Source organism: Vibrio sp. MA40-2 (assembly GCF_047302445.1).
GTDB lineage: Bacteria > Pseudomonadota > Gammaproteobacteria > Enterobacterales > Vibrionaceae > Vibrio.
The window spans coordinates 593,979-610,253 of record NZ_CP178628.1 but is presented as its reverse complement, the minus strand read 5'-3'; the positions used below and the strand labels follow the sequence as shown (position 1 = coordinate 610,253).

12 protein-coding genes and 1 tRNA gene are annotated in these 16,275 nt (G+C 38.5%); 6 read left to right on the top strand and 7 right to left on the bottom strand.

The window, feature by feature from the left end; genetic code table 11:
* Positions 1 to 39: 39 nt before the first annotated feature.
* Positions 40 to 1,128, bottom strand: a complete 1,089-nt coding sequence (gene leuB, locus ACLKML_RS10315) for a 3-isopropylmalate dehydrogenase (RefSeq protein WP_413285259.1) — start codon at positions 1,126 to 1,128, stop codon at positions 40 to 42.
* Between the two features lie 43 nt (positions 1,129 to 1,171).
* A complete protein-coding gene (gene leuA / locus ACLKML_RS10310; protein WP_317718239.1) occupies positions 1,172 to 2,725 on the bottom strand; it encodes a 2-isopropylmalate synthase in 1,554 nt (517 codons plus the stop codon).
* 478 nt (positions 2,726 to 3,203) lie between these two features.
* Between leuA and ACLKML_RS10305 the strand changes: the two genes are divergently transcribed.
* The 3 genes from ACLKML_RS10305 to ACLKML_RS10295 are packed head-to-tail and all read left to right on the top strand — an operon-like array spanning position 3,204 to position 8,279.
* Positions 3,204 to 3,866 (top strand): TetR/AcrR family transcriptional regulator, encoded by a 663-nt coding sequence (locus ACLKML_RS10305; RefSeq protein ID WP_413285258.1) that lies wholly within the window; start codon positions 3,204 to 3,206, stop codon positions 3,864 to 3,866.
* Entirely contained in the window at positions 3,856 to 5,181 is a 1,326-nt protein-coding gene (locus tag ACLKML_RS10300) for an efflux RND transporter periplasmic adaptor subunit (protein WP_413285257.1), read from the top strand. The genes ACLKML_RS10305 and ACLKML_RS10300 overlap by 11 nt, the downstream gene beginning before the upstream one ends.
* Positions 5,178 to 8,279 (top strand): efflux RND transporter permease subunit, encoded by a 3,102-nt coding sequence (locus tag ACLKML_RS10295; protein WP_413285256.1) that lies wholly within the window; start codon positions 5,178 to 5,180, stop codon positions 8,277 to 8,279. The genes ACLKML_RS10300 and ACLKML_RS10295 overlap by 4 nt, the downstream gene beginning before the upstream one ends.
* A 126-nt stretch (positions 8,280 to 8,405) precedes the next feature.
* On the opposite strand, the gene ACLKML_RS10290 is transcribed toward ACLKML_RS10295, so the two are convergent.
* Positions 8,406 to 8,879 carry an RDD family protein gene (locus ACLKML_RS10290; RefSeq protein ID WP_413285255.1) on the bottom strand — a complete coding sequence of 158 codons (474 nt, stop codon included), beginning with the start codon at positions 8,877 to 8,879 and terminating at the stop codon, positions 8,406 to 8,408.
* A 270-nt stretch (positions 8,880 to 9,149) separates the two neighbouring features.
* Between ACLKML_RS10290 and ACLKML_RS10285 the strand changes: the two genes are divergently transcribed.
* The 3 genes from ACLKML_RS10285 to ACLKML_RS10275 all read left to right on the top strand — a co-directional run bounded on the left by ACLKML_RS10285 (position 9,150) and on the right by ACLKML_RS10275 (position 11,298).
* On the top strand, positions 9,150 to 10,610 hold the full coding sequence (locus tag ACLKML_RS10285) for a methyl-accepting chemotaxis protein (RefSeq protein WP_413285254.1): 1,461 nt from the start codon (positions 9,150 to 9,152) through the stop codon (positions 10,608 to 10,610).
* Positions 10,610 to 11,029 (top strand): hypothetical protein, encoded by a 420-nt coding sequence (locus ACLKML_RS10280; protein ID WP_413285253.1) that lies wholly within the window; start codon positions 10,610 to 10,612, stop codon positions 11,027 to 11,029. The genes ACLKML_RS10285 and ACLKML_RS10280 overlap by 1 nt, the downstream gene beginning before the upstream one ends.
* A gap of 184 nt (positions 11,030 to 11,213) precedes the next feature.
* Positions 11,214 to 11,298 (top strand) — tRNA-Leu (locus ACLKML_RS10275).
* 545 nt (positions 11,299 to 11,843) lie between these two features.
* On the opposite strand, the gene ACLKML_RS10270 is transcribed toward ACLKML_RS10275, so the two are convergent.
* The 4 genes from ACLKML_RS10270 to ACLKML_RS10255 all read right to left on the bottom strand — a co-directional run bounded on the left by ACLKML_RS10270 (position 11,844) and on the right by ACLKML_RS10255 (position 16,255).
* A complete protein-coding gene (locus ACLKML_RS10270; RefSeq protein ID WP_413285252.1) occupies positions 11,844 to 12,125 on the bottom strand; it encodes a hypothetical protein in 282 nt (93 codons plus the stop codon).
* 1,145 nt (positions 12,126 to 13,270) lie between these two features.
* Positions 13,271 to 14,293: a Fic family protein gene (locus ACLKML_RS10265; RefSeq protein ID WP_413285251.1), complete on the bottom strand. Its 1,023-nt coding sequence runs from the start codon at positions 14,291 to 14,293 to the stop codon at positions 13,271 to 13,273.
* Between the two features lie 598 nt (positions 14,294 to 14,891).
* Positions 14,892 to 15,299, bottom strand: a complete 408-nt coding sequence (locus tag ACLKML_RS10260) for a GFA family protein (protein WP_413285250.1) — start codon at positions 15,297 to 15,299, stop codon at positions 14,892 to 14,894.
* Positions 15,300 to 15,355: 56 nt separating this feature from the next.
* Positions 15,356 to 16,255, bottom strand: a complete 900-nt coding sequence (locus ACLKML_RS10255; protein ID WP_413285249.1) for a LysR family transcriptional regulator — start codon at positions 16,253 to 16,255, stop codon at positions 15,356 to 15,358.
* Between the last annotated feature and the right edge of the window lie 20 nt (positions 16,256 to 16,275).

The following is a 16,275-nucleotide window of genomic DNA, read 5'->3' as shown; positions in this document are numbered from 1 at the left end:
AGTCTATAAAATAGCTATTCATATTCGTTTTAAAAGTAACTAATTTAAAATGTAAGCAGCGATTTTGTCGCCCATTTCAGAGGTTGATAGTGCTGGTTTTTTTCCGGCAAGGTCGCCAGTAAGCTCTCCGGCTTCTAATGCTTTAGAAACGGCCGCTTCTATATCTTGTGCAGCTTGGTCTTCACCTAGGCTATAACGAAGCATTAATGCCGCGGATAAAATTTGAGCAACAGGGTTAGCGATATTTTTACCTGCAATATCAGGTGCTGAGCCACCGGCAGGTTCATATAGACCAAAATTGCTTTCGTTTAAACTAGCAGAAGGAAGCATGCCCATCGAGCCAGTTATCATTGCGCACTCATCAGAGATTATATCGCCAAAGATATTAGAACAAAGCATCACATCAAACTGAGATGGGTCTTTGATTAATTGCATTGTAGCGTTGTCGATATAGATATGAGAAAGCTCAACATCTGGATAATCTTTAGCGATCTCTTCTACGACTTCACGCCACAAAATAGAACTTTGTAGGACGTTAGCTTTATCGACCGAACAGACTTTTTTATTACGTAAACGAGCCGATTCAAATGCGATTTTAGCGATTCTTTCTATTTCAAAGCGTTGATAAACTTCGGTATCAAATGCTTTTTCAGTTGCGCCTTCACCTTCACGTCCTTTAGGTTGACCAAAGTAGATACCACCGGTCAGCTCCCTTACTACTACAATATCAAAACCATTTTCAGAAATATCAGCACGTAAAGGCGAAAACGATTCTAAGCCTTTATGGATTTGGGCAGGACGAAGGTTACAAAATAGCTGAAAGTGTTTGCGTAACGGTAGTAAAGCTCCACGTTCAGGTTGGTCATTTGGTGGAAGGTGTTCCCACTTAGGACCGCCAACAGAACCAAACAGAACGGCATCGGCATCTTCGCAACCTTTAACCGTGCTTTCTGGAAGAGGGCAACCGTGATTATCGATAGCAATACCGCCCACATCGTATTGCTCTTTAGAGAAACTGATTCCGTGTTTCTTTTCAATTGCATCTAATACTTTATGAGCTTGTTCCATTACTTCTGGACCGATGCCGTCTCCCGGTAAAACGGCTATTTTGTACTCTTTGCCTGCCATGGTCGTGTGTTTCCTATCTTTGTTAAATTAAAATTAGTATTTTTTAAACGGTTTGTGTCATTTTTTTAGATTGCTTAATTTCTGCAACTTTATCGGCACGGTGAATACTATTAATGACGTGTAACAGCGCTTGGCCTGAAGCTTCAACAATATCGGTGGCTAAGCCAGTACCGTGATATTTGCAGCCTTTATAATTGGCAATAATATCTGCTTGACCTAAGCCATCCTCACCTTCACCTTTTGCGGTAAGATCAAATTTATCTAACACAATGTCATAACCAGTTAAGCGATAAATACATTGGTAGAGTGCGTCAACAGGGCCATTACCAACCGCCGCTTCACAATGTTCTTCGTCGCCACATTGTAACTTGATTGATGTTGTTGCCATTACACTACCAGACTGCACGCTCAAATAGTTCAATTTGTAGAAATCATCTTCATCACGAAGCGATGCAAAATGCATGAGTGCTTCTAGATCATAATTGAAAACTTGGCCCTTATTATCGGCAAGTTTTAAGAAGTCATCATAAAGTGTATCGAGATTATATTCTTCTTCTTTATAGCCCATTTCATCCATATGGCTCTTAACTGCGGCTCTACCACTGCGGCTGGTCAAGTTTAGCGATTGATTCTTAAGGCCGATCGACTCAGGTGTCATGATCTCGTAGGTGTTTTTATTTTTCAATACACCATCTTGGTGAATACCGGACGAGTGGCTAAATGCATTTGCGCCAACAATGGCTTTGTTGTCTTGAATTGGCATATTGCATAACTGGCTAACAAGTCGACTAGTGCGATGGATTTCATCATGTTTTAGCCCGGTTTCTACGCCTAATAACTCAGATCGTGTTTTGATGATCATAGCTATTTCTTCTAAAGAGCAGTTACCCGCTCGTTCGCCTATACCGTTAATAGTCCCTTCTACTTGTCGCGCACCTGCTTGAACCGCAGCAATAGAGTTAGCGACGGACATGCCCAAATCATCATGACAATGAACCGATATCACTGCTTTATCAATGTTAGGTACACGATTAAATAGTTGTTCAATAATATAACCAAACTCACTCGGCACTGTATAGCCAACGGTATCCGGAATGTTGACAGTTGTTGCACCTGCCTTGATGGTTTCTTCAACCATTCGACATAAATTGTCTATAGGTGTTCGGCCTGCATCTTCACAAGAAAACTCTACATCATCAGTATATTTGCGTGCACGTTTAACTGCTTGTACACCCATTTCGACTACGTCATTGTAATCGCGGCGTAATTTGTCTTGTACATGAATGGTTGATGTTGAAATAAAGGTATGTATTCGAAAGGCTTCGGCAACTTTTAGAGATTCGGCGGCAACATCGATATCTTTGGCTACCGCACGAGATAGACCACAAATTCGGCTATTTTTTATGTGTTTAGCAATGGTTTGTACTGATTCAAAATCACCTGGTGAAGAAACAGGAAAACCAGCTTCAATTACATCAACACCAAGACGCTCGAGGGCATAGGCGATCTGCAATTTTTCTTTTACAGTCAAGCTTGCTGAAAGTGCTTGTTCGCCATCACGCAATGTGGTGTCGAATATAATGACTTGATCGTTCATACCTACTTCCTCTTCCTGTCCGTTGTTAACTGTTTAGTTAGCGTTGTCGTTAGTTTTTGTTGAGCTTTATATTTATTGAGTTGTAAAAAAGCCCGCTAAGTTAGCGGGCTTTTAGAATTTCTATGTGGTGTTTTTCGTCCACTGCCTACCCGCGCGATTGTTTCACGATAAGGAGGAGGTTGAGTAGTGTCGAAAAATTACATTTCATTGCTGTATCCAAAAGTTGTTACTGCATCTAAAAATGATGACCACAAAAATTATGCTTCAATTAGTACCGCACTCTATAACTGGCGTCAAGTCCTATGTTGTTTTTTCATTCAATTTTGTAAATCGAGCTTATTAAGCCAGGTAATCTAGTTAGATGAAGAGAGGATTCACTACTTAATTAATCGTTTGATTAAATATTGATGAATTAAACTCATATATTTTATAAGGGTTTATTCTTTATAATTAATCAATTGATTAATAGGAGGTAACAATGGCTCGTAAAGCGGGTAGGCCAAATGAAAGTACTCAAGCAAGGGAAAAACTGATTTTCCATGCCAGAGAACTTTATATGACGATGCCATATGACAAAGTGTCGACTCGATTAGTGGCTGAGCGTGCAGGGGTGAATATTGCCATGATTCGATATTATTTTGGCAATAAACAAGGTTTATTCGAAACCATGATCAGAGAAACCATGCAGCCCATTAGTCAACAGATGAAAATGTTTGTTAAACGCGCGAACCAAGAGAGTTTGGTTGATCTAATGCGAGCATATTATCAAACCATGATTAATACACCTGAGTTCCCTAGACTTATTGTACAGATCATGAACATGTCAGAATCTGATATGCAGCGTAAGTTATTGGAAAAAATCTTTAGAGAAGTAACTAAGCCTGCACAAGAAATGATGTTTGAAAAACTTCTGGAAAGTGGTGTTTTAAGAGAGAACTTAGACCCTAAACTGTGCAGGATGACCTTTATGAGTATGATGGTTTTTCCGTTTATTGCACCTCGTGCAATGCTGTCTATTCACGGTATTAGTATTGACAAAGCATTTTTAGAACAGTTACTTGAACATAATATTAAAATCATTATTCATGGGTTCATATCCCCAGAACATTTGCATTCACTTGGAGAAAACAATGAAAATTAATCGCAAAATTCTTTTCTTTCCTGCTTTAGCGGTTGGTATTGTTATTCTTATTGTTGCCATAAAGATGAAACCTGACCTGCCAGTTAAGCCTGCAGGCGATAGAGCTAGATTGGTGGAAACAATGCAATTAGAGCAAAGTGACGTTGCTCCCAGAGTAATTGGTTTTGGCAAGATTGCACCTAAATTTGAGTGGCAAGCGATTGCAGAGGTATCAGGTAAGGTTGTGTATAAAAATCCTGAACTTGAAAAAGGTCGAATACTGCAAGCCGGAACCGAGGTGTTACGGATAGATCCGCTCGATTATGAATTGAAATTAGCTCAAGCAGAAGCAGATTTGAGCTCGAGTCAAACTCAGTTAGCCAAATTAGATCAGGAAGAAAAAAACCTGAAAGGAACGCTTGAGATAGAAACCTCTCGATTAACCATTAGTAAAAAAGAGCTAGATAGAAAAGTAAGTCTGCAAAAAAGAGGGCTGACCTCTCAGTCTGATGTTGATCAACAAAATCAGTCGTACCTTTCGCAGCAAAAATTATTGTTAGATATGCAAAACCAATTGTCGCTTTATCCTGATGAAAGGAAAGTTGCTGAGGCTCTTATTAAGGTAAATGAATCCAAAGTTTCAGAAGCGAAACGTCAACTCGAAAAAACAGCCATCGCAATGCCTCAAACTTTACGTATTGCTCAAGTTGATGTGGAAAAAGATCAAGTCGTTAACCTTCAGCAAACCATGCTGACTGCTCATGGTATGAATACGATGGAAGTAGAAGCGCAATTTTCTATTCATGATATGCAATTAATTGCCTCAAGTTTGCCACATTTTATTAATAGTGCTTCAGGTGTTTCTCAGCTTGATATGAGTGAAGTCACTGCTGATATTGAGTTATCTAGTGGTAACTTAACCGCTCGTTGGCCAGCGAAAGTAGCCCGTATTAGTGAAACCGTTGATGCGACCCAAGCCACTGTGGGTGTTATTTTAGAAATTGAACAAGATTATGCCTCGCTTAATACAAGCACGACACCGCCGTTAGTCAATGGCATGTTTATCAGTGCTGAATTAACCGGTCAGAAAAGCCTAAGTTGGCTTATCCCCGAACGAGCACTCCATGGTGACCGGGTGTATATTATGGATGCGGAAAAGAGATTGGATATTAGGACCGTTACTGTTTTGTATCGTATAGATAACCAAGTAGTAGTGGATGGCAACTTACAGCAAGGTGAACGACTTATCGTCAATGATTTGTTGCCGGCTTTGCAAGGTATGCTATTAAAAATGAAACAAACTGACGCCAAATTGAACGAGGGAGAAGAAGCATGATTCGTTTCTTTACCAAACATCCAACGGCATCAAATTTGTTAATGTTGACCTTGTTGATATTAGGCATCGTTTCAATTTCGACCATTAAACGTGAGACTTTTCCTGAATTTAGCCCTCCTTACATTATGGCCGGTGTTGTTTATCCCGGAGCCTCACCACAAGAGGTTGAAGAGAGCCTGTGTATTCGTATGGAAGATGCGGTAGATGGATTGGCCAACATTGAAGAAACTCGTTGTGAAGCGGTAGAGGGGTCTGCAAGGCTAGTTATAAAGCTGAATGAAAAAGCGGATATCGGTAGAATGTTAATGGATGTACAAACTCAAATAGATTCCATTAATGATTTTCCAGCCGAGATAGAGTCTCCTGTTGTTCAAGAATTAGATTGGAATGAACCGGTTGTTGATGTAGCCATTACTGCTAATACGTCATGGCCAGAATTAAAAGCGTATGCTGAAGATCTGAAGCGCATTTTAAAAACGGACTATGGCGTTTCTCTGGTTGATGTGAGCGGTTTTTCCGATCATCAATATCGGATCGAACTCAATACTCAAGCGATTCGTCAATTAGGGTTGAGTGTTGCCGACATTGCAACACAAATAGGTAAACAAAATATTAAGTTGCCAAGCGGTAGTATAGAAACGCCAGATAAGAACTTTTTAATTCGTTTTGATGAGCGCCGCATTACTCCAGAGCAGTTGAGTTCTATTGTTGTGGGCGCAGGGACGAATGGTTCGATTGTTCGTTTAAGAGATATCGCTACTATTACTGATAGATTTGAATTAGATGAACAAAAAGTGTTGTTTGATGGCCATCCATCAGCAGTATTAAAAATTAGCAAAAATAAACAAGATGACGCGTTACGTATAAAAGAAAATGTGGCTCGATTTGTGGCCGACATGCAAAAAAATGTTCCTGATGGTGTATCGCTACAGTTAACCAATGATCTCTCGTCTGTACTTTGGGATCGATTAACTATGATGGTACGTAACGGTTGGCAAGGTATCGTTTTAGTCTTTGCGACTATGTGGTTGTTTTTTAGTTTTCGCTACTCTTTTTGGGTTGCAGCTGGTCTTCCGGTTGCGTTTTTAGGCGGACTATTTTTAATGGCGCAATTGAGTCTATCCATTAACATCATGTCGCTCGTTGGGTTATTAATGGCAATAGGGATCATGATGGATGACGCTATTGTTATTGCAGAGTCAATCGCCTCTCATTTGGAACGAGGACAAAAAATAGAAGATGCGGTGGTTAATGGCGTCAAAAAAGTATTACCCGGTGTTATTTCTTCTTTTTTAACCACGGTGTGTATTTTTGGTAGTTTACTCTTTCTGGATGGCGAAATGGGAGCGGTGCTTAAAGCCGTGCCACAGGTTCTCATATTGGTCCTTTGTTTAAGTTTAGTCGAAGCGTTTTTGATTCTACCCAATCATCTTTCCCACTCTTTGCATAAAACCCAAAAAGAGCGACAACCACTCAAATTTAAACGCCTGTTATTAGAACGATTCGAGAATTTTCGCAATAGCACATTGATTAATGCAGTCGAAAAAGTAGTGAAATATCGCTATGCCTTTCTCGGTAGTGTTTTAGCTATGTTATTAGCATCAGTTGCACTTATTGTTGGCGGTGGCGTTAAGTTTGTCCCTTTTCCTGAATTAGATGGAGATACAGCGGAAGCCAGAATAATTTTGCCACCGGGCACATCACTTACGCAAACAGAAGGCGTAGTAGATAAATTGGTGCAATCGGCACAACGTTTAAATAAAGAATGGACAGAGCAAGTAGAAGGTGGAGTTCCTCTTATTCAGCACATAACCAGCCAATTCAATGTAAACAAAGATGCGGATGAATCTGGTCCTCATATTGCAACAGTACGGCTAGATTTATTAACAGCAGAAACCAGAAATACCAAGTTAGATGCATTTATTGATGCGTGGCGACAAGATGTTGGAGAGCTTGCTGAGCCGATATCATTGGTCTTTAAACAGCCAACCATGGGGCCGGGTGGTCGAGATATCGAAATAAGAGTTAAACATGATGATCTTGATGAGCTTAAAAAGGCGTCCATTGATATTCAGAACTATTTAAATGAATTTCAAGGCGTTTACGGTGTACTGGATGATATGCGATTAGGGAAAGAAGAAGTATTGGTTAAACTTCGTCCTGGAGCAGAAACATATGGTGTAAATGGACAGATAATCTCTAATCAACTGAGATCAGCGTTTTTTGGGCAAACCGCCGATGAAATTCAAATTGGCGTCGAGAATATCTCTATTCAAGTACGGCTAGACAAAGTGGAAGCGGGCGATTTACAACAGTTAGCCAATTTTCCAATTATGATGAATGATGGCAGTCAAATACCGTTGGCAACACTGGCCACCTTAGATTTTCAGAGGAATTATGTCCGTATTCAGCGTATTGATGGGTCAAGAACCATAAGTGTCTATGGCGATGTGGATAATTCCATCGTCAGTTCGGCGTCCATTATTGGGCAATTTCAAACAGAAGAAGCACCACGACTTAGTCAGAAATACCCAGGATTACGTTTTGATTTTGAAGGTCAGTCTAAAGATTCGGCCAAAACAGGCGCCTCCATGGGTAAAGGCTTCTTACTCGGCCTATTTGGTGTGTTTGTTATTCTTAGTTATCAATTTCGTAGTTATTTAGAACCATTTGTGGTTATGTTAGCGATTCCATTAGCCTTTATTGGTGTCGTATGGGGGCACTTCTTACTTGGTCACTCATTAAGTATGCCTAGTCTGATGGGTTTTGTTTCTTTAGCTGGAATTGTGGTGAACGATTCAATATTATTGGTGCAATATATTCGTCATCATGTCGATCAGGGGGATAATGTTCATGACTCGGTGGTGAAGGCCAGTAGGGAAAGATTTAGAGCCGTCTTTTTAACTTCAATGACCACTGCAGCGGGTCTGTTACCTTTATTAACGGAAACAAGTTTACAAGCGCAAGTCATACAACCACTGGTTATTTCTATTGTGTTTGGTATTTTTGCTTCGACTATATTGGTTCTGTTTATGATCCCAGCAGCGTATTCAATTTTGGCCGATTGGGGATTCATTCATAAGCATGAAGAGCTGTAGGCTTTAGGTAACAAGTGTAACCCGTTTTAATATTGTTGGTTTATTGATTCAATATAAAATGGGTTACATCGCGTTTGGTAAAGCAATTATCGTATTAGTAAGACAACTATACCTCTGGCAATACAACTATACTCTTGGCAAGACAATGACATCTGTTTTTGCCAACATATCGTGTAAGCCGCGTTTTTTCGAATTAAAAGGAACCAATAGATTGGCCACTCCAAATCCTGAGGTGCCTATCCTAATCAATGCTTGAGGAATAGAAATCAAGCTTCCATCGGCGTTTTGTACCCTCATTTTCCATGCACGCATACCAATAGTTTGTCCTGCTTTGGTCCAAAAATAGGTAAAAAACCCAATCCAAATTAAGCCTAAATAAGCGGTAAAAATATAACTCCAAACAGGGTGTGTTGTTAACAAATCGCTCGCATCTTGATAAGATCCATAATTCATCCATCCCGCTGCAACTAATGCTTCAAGTATGGCAATGATCAGGCCAGCAGCAAGCATTTCAAGAGCAATAATAATTAAACCGTCATACATCAGTGCTGCAAGTCGTCTAACCATAGATGCGGGTGGAAATATGTGTTTTTTTGTCATTTGAGTTTATTAATTGGAATGTTGAGTCAAGTTATAAGAGAGTCAGCATATAGATAAGAAATCATTTTGAAAAGAGACATTGTTTGCAAAACGTTGAGTTGTTATTAAAGAAATCCGCTCAATGTCCGATGTAAGAGAACGCTTAACCTTGAGAGTAGCGTTTTAGGCCTACTATATAAGCACTTTATAATGTACAGAAGTAACGTTTCTTCTATACTTTAATGTATCGATAAATAATAAAACAGTTTTAAATTGAGAGTGTGTAATTAAATGACGTTTGATAAAGAGATGACCTTTAAACAGAAAACCTATGTTATTGGTATTCCAATGATGCTGCTCACATTGATTTATTTTATGCGTTATGGGTACGCAACGGCTGATTTAGTTGCTGGCATTATTCTTGTTGCCTTGACTATTTTGTTAAATCATCGTTCTTTTAGATTCGTGATCCCTTACCTCTTATATGGATTTGTTGCTCTGCATATTCATCAAGCCTATGGCGACATTATGCTTCATTTTGAAGTGTTTATACTGCTAGGATTAGTGACGCTGTACAATGATTGGTTAATGGTTTTACATTGTTTAATTGCAGCTGCATTACATCATATTGTCTTTTTCTGGATGCAATCATCTGGCTTGCCTGTGTTTATTTTCCCACCTAACAGCAGCTATATCTTGGTTATTGAACATTGTTTGTATGCTATTTTTCAAGCGTCAGCGCTAATGTATGGTTGCGTTGTTTTGGATAAAGGCTTAAAGCGCATGAACTATGTGAATGGTTTAGTTGACAAAATAGTACAAAATGAAAAATTAAATTTAGCGGTAGAGCTTAGAGATGACGATGAGCATTTTGTTCGTTTTAATCAAATTATCTTACAGCTGCAAAGTACCGCATCAGTGCAGAAAGACGCCATATCTGAATTGGATAGCGTCTCTGAAAATTTTGTTGCCAACCTAAAAATTGTTGATGATGAAATTACTCATAATTCTCTGAACTCAGAAATGGTAGCAACCGCAATAGAACAGCTCGGTCGTTCATTCAATACTATCTCTGATACTACGCAAAGATGTAACGATAATACTCAACAAGCTCATCAACTTAGTCATGATGCATTAAGTCGCTCGTCTACTTGTCAGTCGACACTTAGTGATCTGCGAGGGGTGGTTACTGATACTCGTGGAAATGTTGAAAATTTAGTGAAAGATACCGAGAATATCCACCATATTCTCGACACAATAACCAGTATTTCGGAACAAACCAATTTATTGGCATTGAATGCTTCGATTGAAGCCGCACGAGCAGGAGAAGCAGGAAGAGGGTTTGCGGTTGTGGCTGATGAAGTAAGGCAGCTTGCTAATCGCACCAGTTCAAGCGTGGATGAAATTAATAAATCGCTGTCTATTTTGGATAAAAATATAAAACTGTCGACAGACAATATCTCTAATACCATGAGTTATTCAGATAATGTGTCTGAGGCGGTGGATAGTATTATTCAAGTCACAGAAGAGATTTCACACAATATTACTAATGTGAATGATGAGATGTATCTAGTGGCTTCTTCTGTAACTGAACAGAATAGTGCTCTTGAACAAATCAATAAGAATATGTCTGACGTAAACACGTCTTCTAGCGTTATTGCCGAAAAGTCAGAAGATCAGAAAGCGTCGATTAATGAATTAGTCGTTTGCATCGATAAGTTAACCAAAGTGAGCGATCGGTTCGTTTTATAATGAAAGCAATCCGTATTGTAGGGGTTTTGTTTTTGGTTAGTGTCGTCGGATATCTATTACCTGATTTATTAAAACTAGATAAGAAAATGGAGTTTGTTAACGTAACGGAAGAGCAGTATCGAGTTATTGAATGTGAAACCATCAATGATCACTGCATTGTCGATCGTTACCAACTCCAATTTCTAGTTGGCCGGTTTGGTATTCTAGAGCGAACTTCCTTTAGGTTGTTACATGATACTCACCCGGTAACAACCGAAGTTCTGATTACTTCTGATGATAACCAATTTGGCACCATACGCAGCCAATGGCAAAGGCGAGGTTCTGATATTAGGCAAGCGCTTATCCCTTATTGCGGTAACCCTGTGATGAATATTATTGTTATTGATCAGGCACGACAAACGAGGATATTAATTAAGTGATACTTTATTTTGCCCATAAAGCCCTTTTGAAAGGTAGAGTTTAACCAGAGATGACGCTAATGAAGCTTACTAATCATTACTGTGGTTAATTTATCAACAACTAACGCACAAATACGCTTTTTATTCTTGCACCACTTAGTTTCATCCGTATAATGCTCAACACATTAAGGGTTTAGCCCAAGATGCCGGTGTGGTGAAATTGGTATACACGACGGATTCAAAATCCGTTGCCTTCGGGCGTGGCGGTTCAAGTCCGCCCACCGGTACCATCTTATATAAGAAGAGTCTCAGTCCTGCTGAGACTCTTTTTTGTTTCTAGCGTAATTAAATACTTAGCTCAGTTTTCTTTTCTTGTTATCAGCACAATTGCCCTTCCAATCGATCTTCTTTATCAGCCTTGAATTTTCTTCCATGGTCCATATATGGTTCATCACATGCCGCTTCTGTGCTCAAGGGAGTCTTAGTAAATTCAACAAATGCTAAAAGCTGTCATCTCGCAAGCCAGTATCATCAGGGGTGTAGACTCAGAGAATCATTGTGACTTTACGGTGAATGAATTCTGTTATGAGTTTTGGTTTGGATGAAATCCGTTTTGCCGTGGATGGACTGGAAGCATCAATCGAACAACCGAGATCTATAGGCTAAATAATGTATATCTTGAATTAGTTAAGATCTATCACGATATGATCACCTCTCCTAATCTCAAAGAAAGGCTTGAAGCTGTTAGGCTACAAGTCTTTCTTTGCAAGTGTACCTTTTAGTGCTGAAAAATATTCTTAAAAGAGAATGAAAAAATCAGCATAACAGCAAAATATCATAAGCACTTAAATCGAATTGTTGCCTTAGGGTAATTTCCCAGAATGAACGGCCCCTGATTTTCGTATGAATCGACAAGCTCTAACTCTTTATCGAGGCTGACACAAAAGGTTGTTGCTTGTTCTATTACTTCTTGCAGAAGCGGCTCACTTCCTGATGGAAAAGCCCCTTCTTGACGAGACATAACATATTGTTCTTTACCTGTTGGAGTTGGGCCTGTTGTAGTCGTTGCACAGCCTCCAACTAGTAATGTAATGATACATAAAGATAATATTCTCATTTTAATGTTCTCCAGATTTAACAACTGCTTTAATAATGCCTTTTTCTTTCCTGCCTCTTAATCTACCAGACATCAAATTACCTTTAGCGGATGACTTTTCTGTAAAATTATTTTTTTCCATTGGTAGCTTTCGGTCGAACCGTTGGTGTAGAAGATCTTAACACTTGCCACGCACGCCACAACTTAAAAAAGCAATTTTGAATGATTCTTCGTCTCCATCTTCAAAAAACAGATCTAAATGGTTAGATGGTTCAATTATATCCAAATTCGGATTTATTGATTCAATACCTTCATATTCATTAAGGATTTTTTCTATCACTTTTGCAGGAGTGTCGAAACCTTGAGCATATTTTTCTAAACGTTTGAACAGCTGATCTGAAATTCTAATTACTTGAATTATATTAATTAATATAATTCATCAATAAGCAATAATTGATAAGTGTTAGCTCAACACAACTAAACATAAAGGAAAAGCAGAATGTAAGAAATAAAAAATCAATGTAAACAGTTAGTTAAATCTTAATTTGGCGGAAGGATAGGGATTTTAACTTAACGCTAAGTGATAATATTTACTTATTTTACAATTGGTTATATATATTTTAAGAAAATCAACTTAGTCATCTGTCTAGTACAGATTAAAGCCCAGTTCATCGTTTTACATCAAGATAAATCGAATTATTTATCTCATAGTGTCATGATTATTTTATGTGGAATTATTCTTCTTAAATGCAAAGCACGATTTACAAATTTGTTCGTGAGTACTACAAACCCTTTTATACTCATATTGAATGCAATACCCATGCAACGCTAATAGGGCCAGGTAGACTGGATATGTAACTATCTGAAAAATAATTCTTTCAGAGTTACTGCATGTTAGGGAGATGTTCGAGCTTGAGTTTGATCCCGCTTAATACTAATATGTTGGTATGTTAACTGAGTTGGTTCGTTGTATATATGGCTAATAACACCGTAAATATCGCATTGCGAGGCAAAAAAAAAGGTACTGTTAAGTGTATGACGACCAAAGAATTTAACGACATGGTTTGCAGTAATCTTGAAGCTTCTTTCGAACTTGAAGGCATAAAATCAAGTGCTAGAAACAGGACAAAGATTAAAAACGCTTCAAAATACTTAGATGGTATTATTTAAAGTTCATTAGTAGCTTTTTCAAAGTAACGCCTGATTACTGCGTGCTGTCCTGCGAGAGATTGTCGGACGGCATAGTAGTAAGATTTCTTTCCCTTGCTGGTTTCAAGGAAGCTTTCCAAGTTAAATTTATATCCTCGAGTAAGACACAATAGCTCAAGAAATAGCCGAATCGCCCTGCCATTCCCATCCTTAAATGGGTGTATCCAAGCGAGCTCCCTATGTGTGTCAATAATCATTTTAATGAGCGTGTCTTTATCCGTAACCTTTCTGAGCTGGCTCCTTGTAAGTGAAGAGAAAAACTCTTTTGAAGCTTCACTTACCTTTTCACTGGTTAGTGTTGGTCGTCGGTCATTTTGAACCACAAGCTCCTCATTTCTGTATACTCCCGCCCAATCGTAAATACCTTCAAATAAAATTTTATGACACTGCTTAAACGTACTTTCACCTATAGGTAAAGAGTCATCTTCAACGTGTTCTTGCAAGAACTTAGGAACTCTATTTTCAGCATAGATTTCTTCCGCGATATCGAGCTCTTCTCTACATTCAGCGAATACCAAATTAGGGTCATTAACCATTTCGTTAAGAGTCCCCAAGCGGTTATCAGAGATAAAAATAAACCTGTCTGGCTCAAATTTCTTCCACGTTGGAAGGGCTGTTGAACGTGAACTATTTGGCTCTAAATAAACGTACACCTCACCATCTGTATGGATTTGTTTTCCAGTGATTGAGCAGAAGAACAAAGGGATATGCTTGATACCAAAGATGTAGCAAACCGAATCCCCAACCTGCACTTCTCTAATTTTATCTCGAAAATCCTCTTCATATACCGTCAGCTCATCTAAGCGAGCTACAGCGCCAGAAACTGACTTTTGAGTATAAATGCTGCTATTTCTTTTATTCCAATAGACACGACAATAGTTTTCATTTCTTCGAGAAGATTTTATGTGGACGAATCTACTTTCAGCATCATCCACCTTCAACACTCTTTGATTTTCGGTGGTCTCAGGTGTTTTTTTCATAGGTGTATTAAGTTTTCCGCTGATTATTGCATAAAGAAGTTATCAAAAAGCAAAGTCAGACTTTCAAAGAAAATTGTATTTGATAGCCTATGTCACAATTTAGAATTTGAGTATTAGAATGTTACCGTTAGATTTTACCATACAACACAAGCCAGCCCCCGTAGAGTTTACACATGCATTTGAAAAAGCGTGACATGCGCTATTACATGTCTGTAGATACCATCTCTCAGAACAGAGTACAAACCTAATTTAAAGCTAATATGGACTGATACCTTGTTTGGTTCTTTATCTTATCTCTGTATGACGAATCTCACAGAATGGACTTCTAGCTAAAGAATAATATTTCTCGATGCAGTGAGGGTTACTTCAGAAAGAGTGACTTTTTGTTTATGTAACCCTTTATGTAGCCCTTTCGTGTAGAAATAACAATTAAAATGTTACAAAACATATGTATAGGGTGGATTCATTAGTCCGCCCACCGGTACCATATTGAAAAAAAGGACGTCCTAGGACGTCCTTTTTTGATCTATATATCAAATATTATTGAATAATTGACAGTAAAGGTTCGAAGTTTACTTTCCCTTAATCATATGTCGGATTATTCTGGGAAATTAGCCACTTTCTGAGTGTTTACTCCAACTTTATGCCATTCGGTTTGTTCTGAGCAGAAAATTTGAGCATCCAATGATTTACTTGGTTCTTCATTTATCGAGCCTGCAGGAACAATTAAGGATGTGCCATTTTGCGATAAATATGGCAAACCTGAACCACAATCAATACAGAATACTTTTGAAAAAGATCGAGTTGGATGATCATAGCGTTTTATTTTATTTTCGCCTTTTGTCCATTCAATATTAGTGGGTGCAGTAAATAAGTTGGCCGCATGAGCTGAACCAGTTAATTTTCTGCATTGCTCACAATGGCAAAAGAAGAAATTTTTAAAGTCGTCTTTAACCTTAAAAGATACGTTTCCACAACAACATCCACCTGTAATTTCTTTCTTCATTTTTAACCTCTAAATCTGTTATTTTTTGTTGTTTAATTTTTCGTCTGTTCAACTAATTAATCTTTTAGCCTTTCAACTAAGAAATCTATGGCTGCTTTTACTTTTGGCACTAAGTAGCGCTGTTTTTGATAGAGTAAATAGACCGCCATATCAGCATTTTGACTTATCGCTAACTCATGTTCGAATTGGAGTTCTTGTAATTGACCAGATTCAAGATACGAACTTAGTGCCCATCGAGTTGACATTAAAATGCCTTCGCCATCGCAGGCTTTTTGTATGAGCCATTGGCCGTTATTTGAAATGACTAACGCAGGGCCTGATACGTCATGCCATTGACCATTCATATTACATAACCACGGAGTTGGTCCTGTTGGCGTATTAAAATACAAACCATTATGCTGTTTTAACTCCATCGGATTACTCGGTATGCCATGTTTCTGAAGATAACTTTTCGAAGCCACAGGAATAAAACCATTATCCATTAATCTTATTGCTAGCACACGTTCATTAGGTGCATACCCTCCGCGAATAGCAATATCGACATCATCACGCCCTAATGTTGATAATTCGTCATTTAAATTAACATCTAAAATGATTTGAGGATACAAGGCGCTGAATTCATCTAATAAAGGCAGCAATATCTTACTACCAAAATCGACCATAGAACTGATACGTAAACGGCCCATAGGCGTAGTTTGATAACTGCGAACCGTTTCATGGCTTTGTTCTAGTTGATTTAATATTTGTTGGACATCGTTATAATAAATTTGTCCTACTTCGGTTAGTTTTACTATTCGCGTTGAACGTTTTAATAACGTTGCTCCTAAACTTTTTTCTAAATCAGCAATCCGTCTTGATAATGATGATGGCGGTACGTTAAAAGTGTTTGCCGCTTTGGTAAAACTGCCTGTTTCGACGACTTTGCTAAAATATCGTATTGCACGTAGTTGATCCAATGAGCATCTCCATTTTATGA

Excerpts from the sequence above, each read along its gene's own strand:
- leuB (WP_413285259.1), bottom strand. The coding sequence starts at position 1,128 with ATGGCAGGCAAAGAGTACAAAATAGCCGTTTTACCGGGAGACGGCATC.
- leuA (WP_317718239.1), bottom strand. The coding sequence starts at position 2,725 with ATGAACGATCAAGTCATTATATTCGACACCACATTGCGTGATGGCGAA.
- ACLKML_RS10305 (WP_413285258.1), top strand. The coding sequence starts at position 3,204 with ATGGCTCGTAAAGCGGGTAGGCCAAATGAAAGTACTCAAGCAAGGGAA.
- ACLKML_RS10300 (WP_413285257.1), top strand. The coding sequence starts at position 3,856 with ATGAAAATTAATCGCAAAATTCTTTTCTTTCCTGCTTTAGCGGTTGGT.
- ACLKML_RS10295 (WP_413285256.1), top strand. The coding sequence starts at position 5,178 with ATGATTCGTTTCTTTACCAAACATCCAACGGCATCAAATTTGTTAATG.
- ACLKML_RS10290 (WP_413285255.1), bottom strand. The coding sequence starts at position 8,879 with ATGACAAAAAAACACATATTTCCACCCGCATCTATGGTTAGACGACTT.
- ACLKML_RS10285 (WP_413285254.1), top strand. The coding sequence starts at position 9,150 with ATGACGTTTGATAAAGAGATGACCTTTAAACAGAAAACCTATGTTATT.
- ACLKML_RS10280 (WP_413285253.1), top strand. The coding sequence starts at position 10,610 with ATGAAAGCAATCCGTATTGTAGGGGTTTTGTTTTTGGTTAGTGTCGTC.
- ACLKML_RS10270 (WP_413285252.1), bottom strand. The coding sequence starts at position 12,125 with ATGAGAATATTATCTTTATGTATCATTACATTACTAGTTGGAGGCTGT.
- ACLKML_RS10265 (WP_413285251.1), bottom strand. The coding sequence starts at position 14,293 with ATGAAAAAAACACCTGAGACCACCGAAAATCAAAGAGTGTTGAAGGTG.
- ACLKML_RS10260 (WP_413285250.1), bottom strand. The coding sequence starts at position 15,299 with ATGAAGAAAGAAATTACAGGTGGATGTTGTTGTGGAAACGTATCTTTT.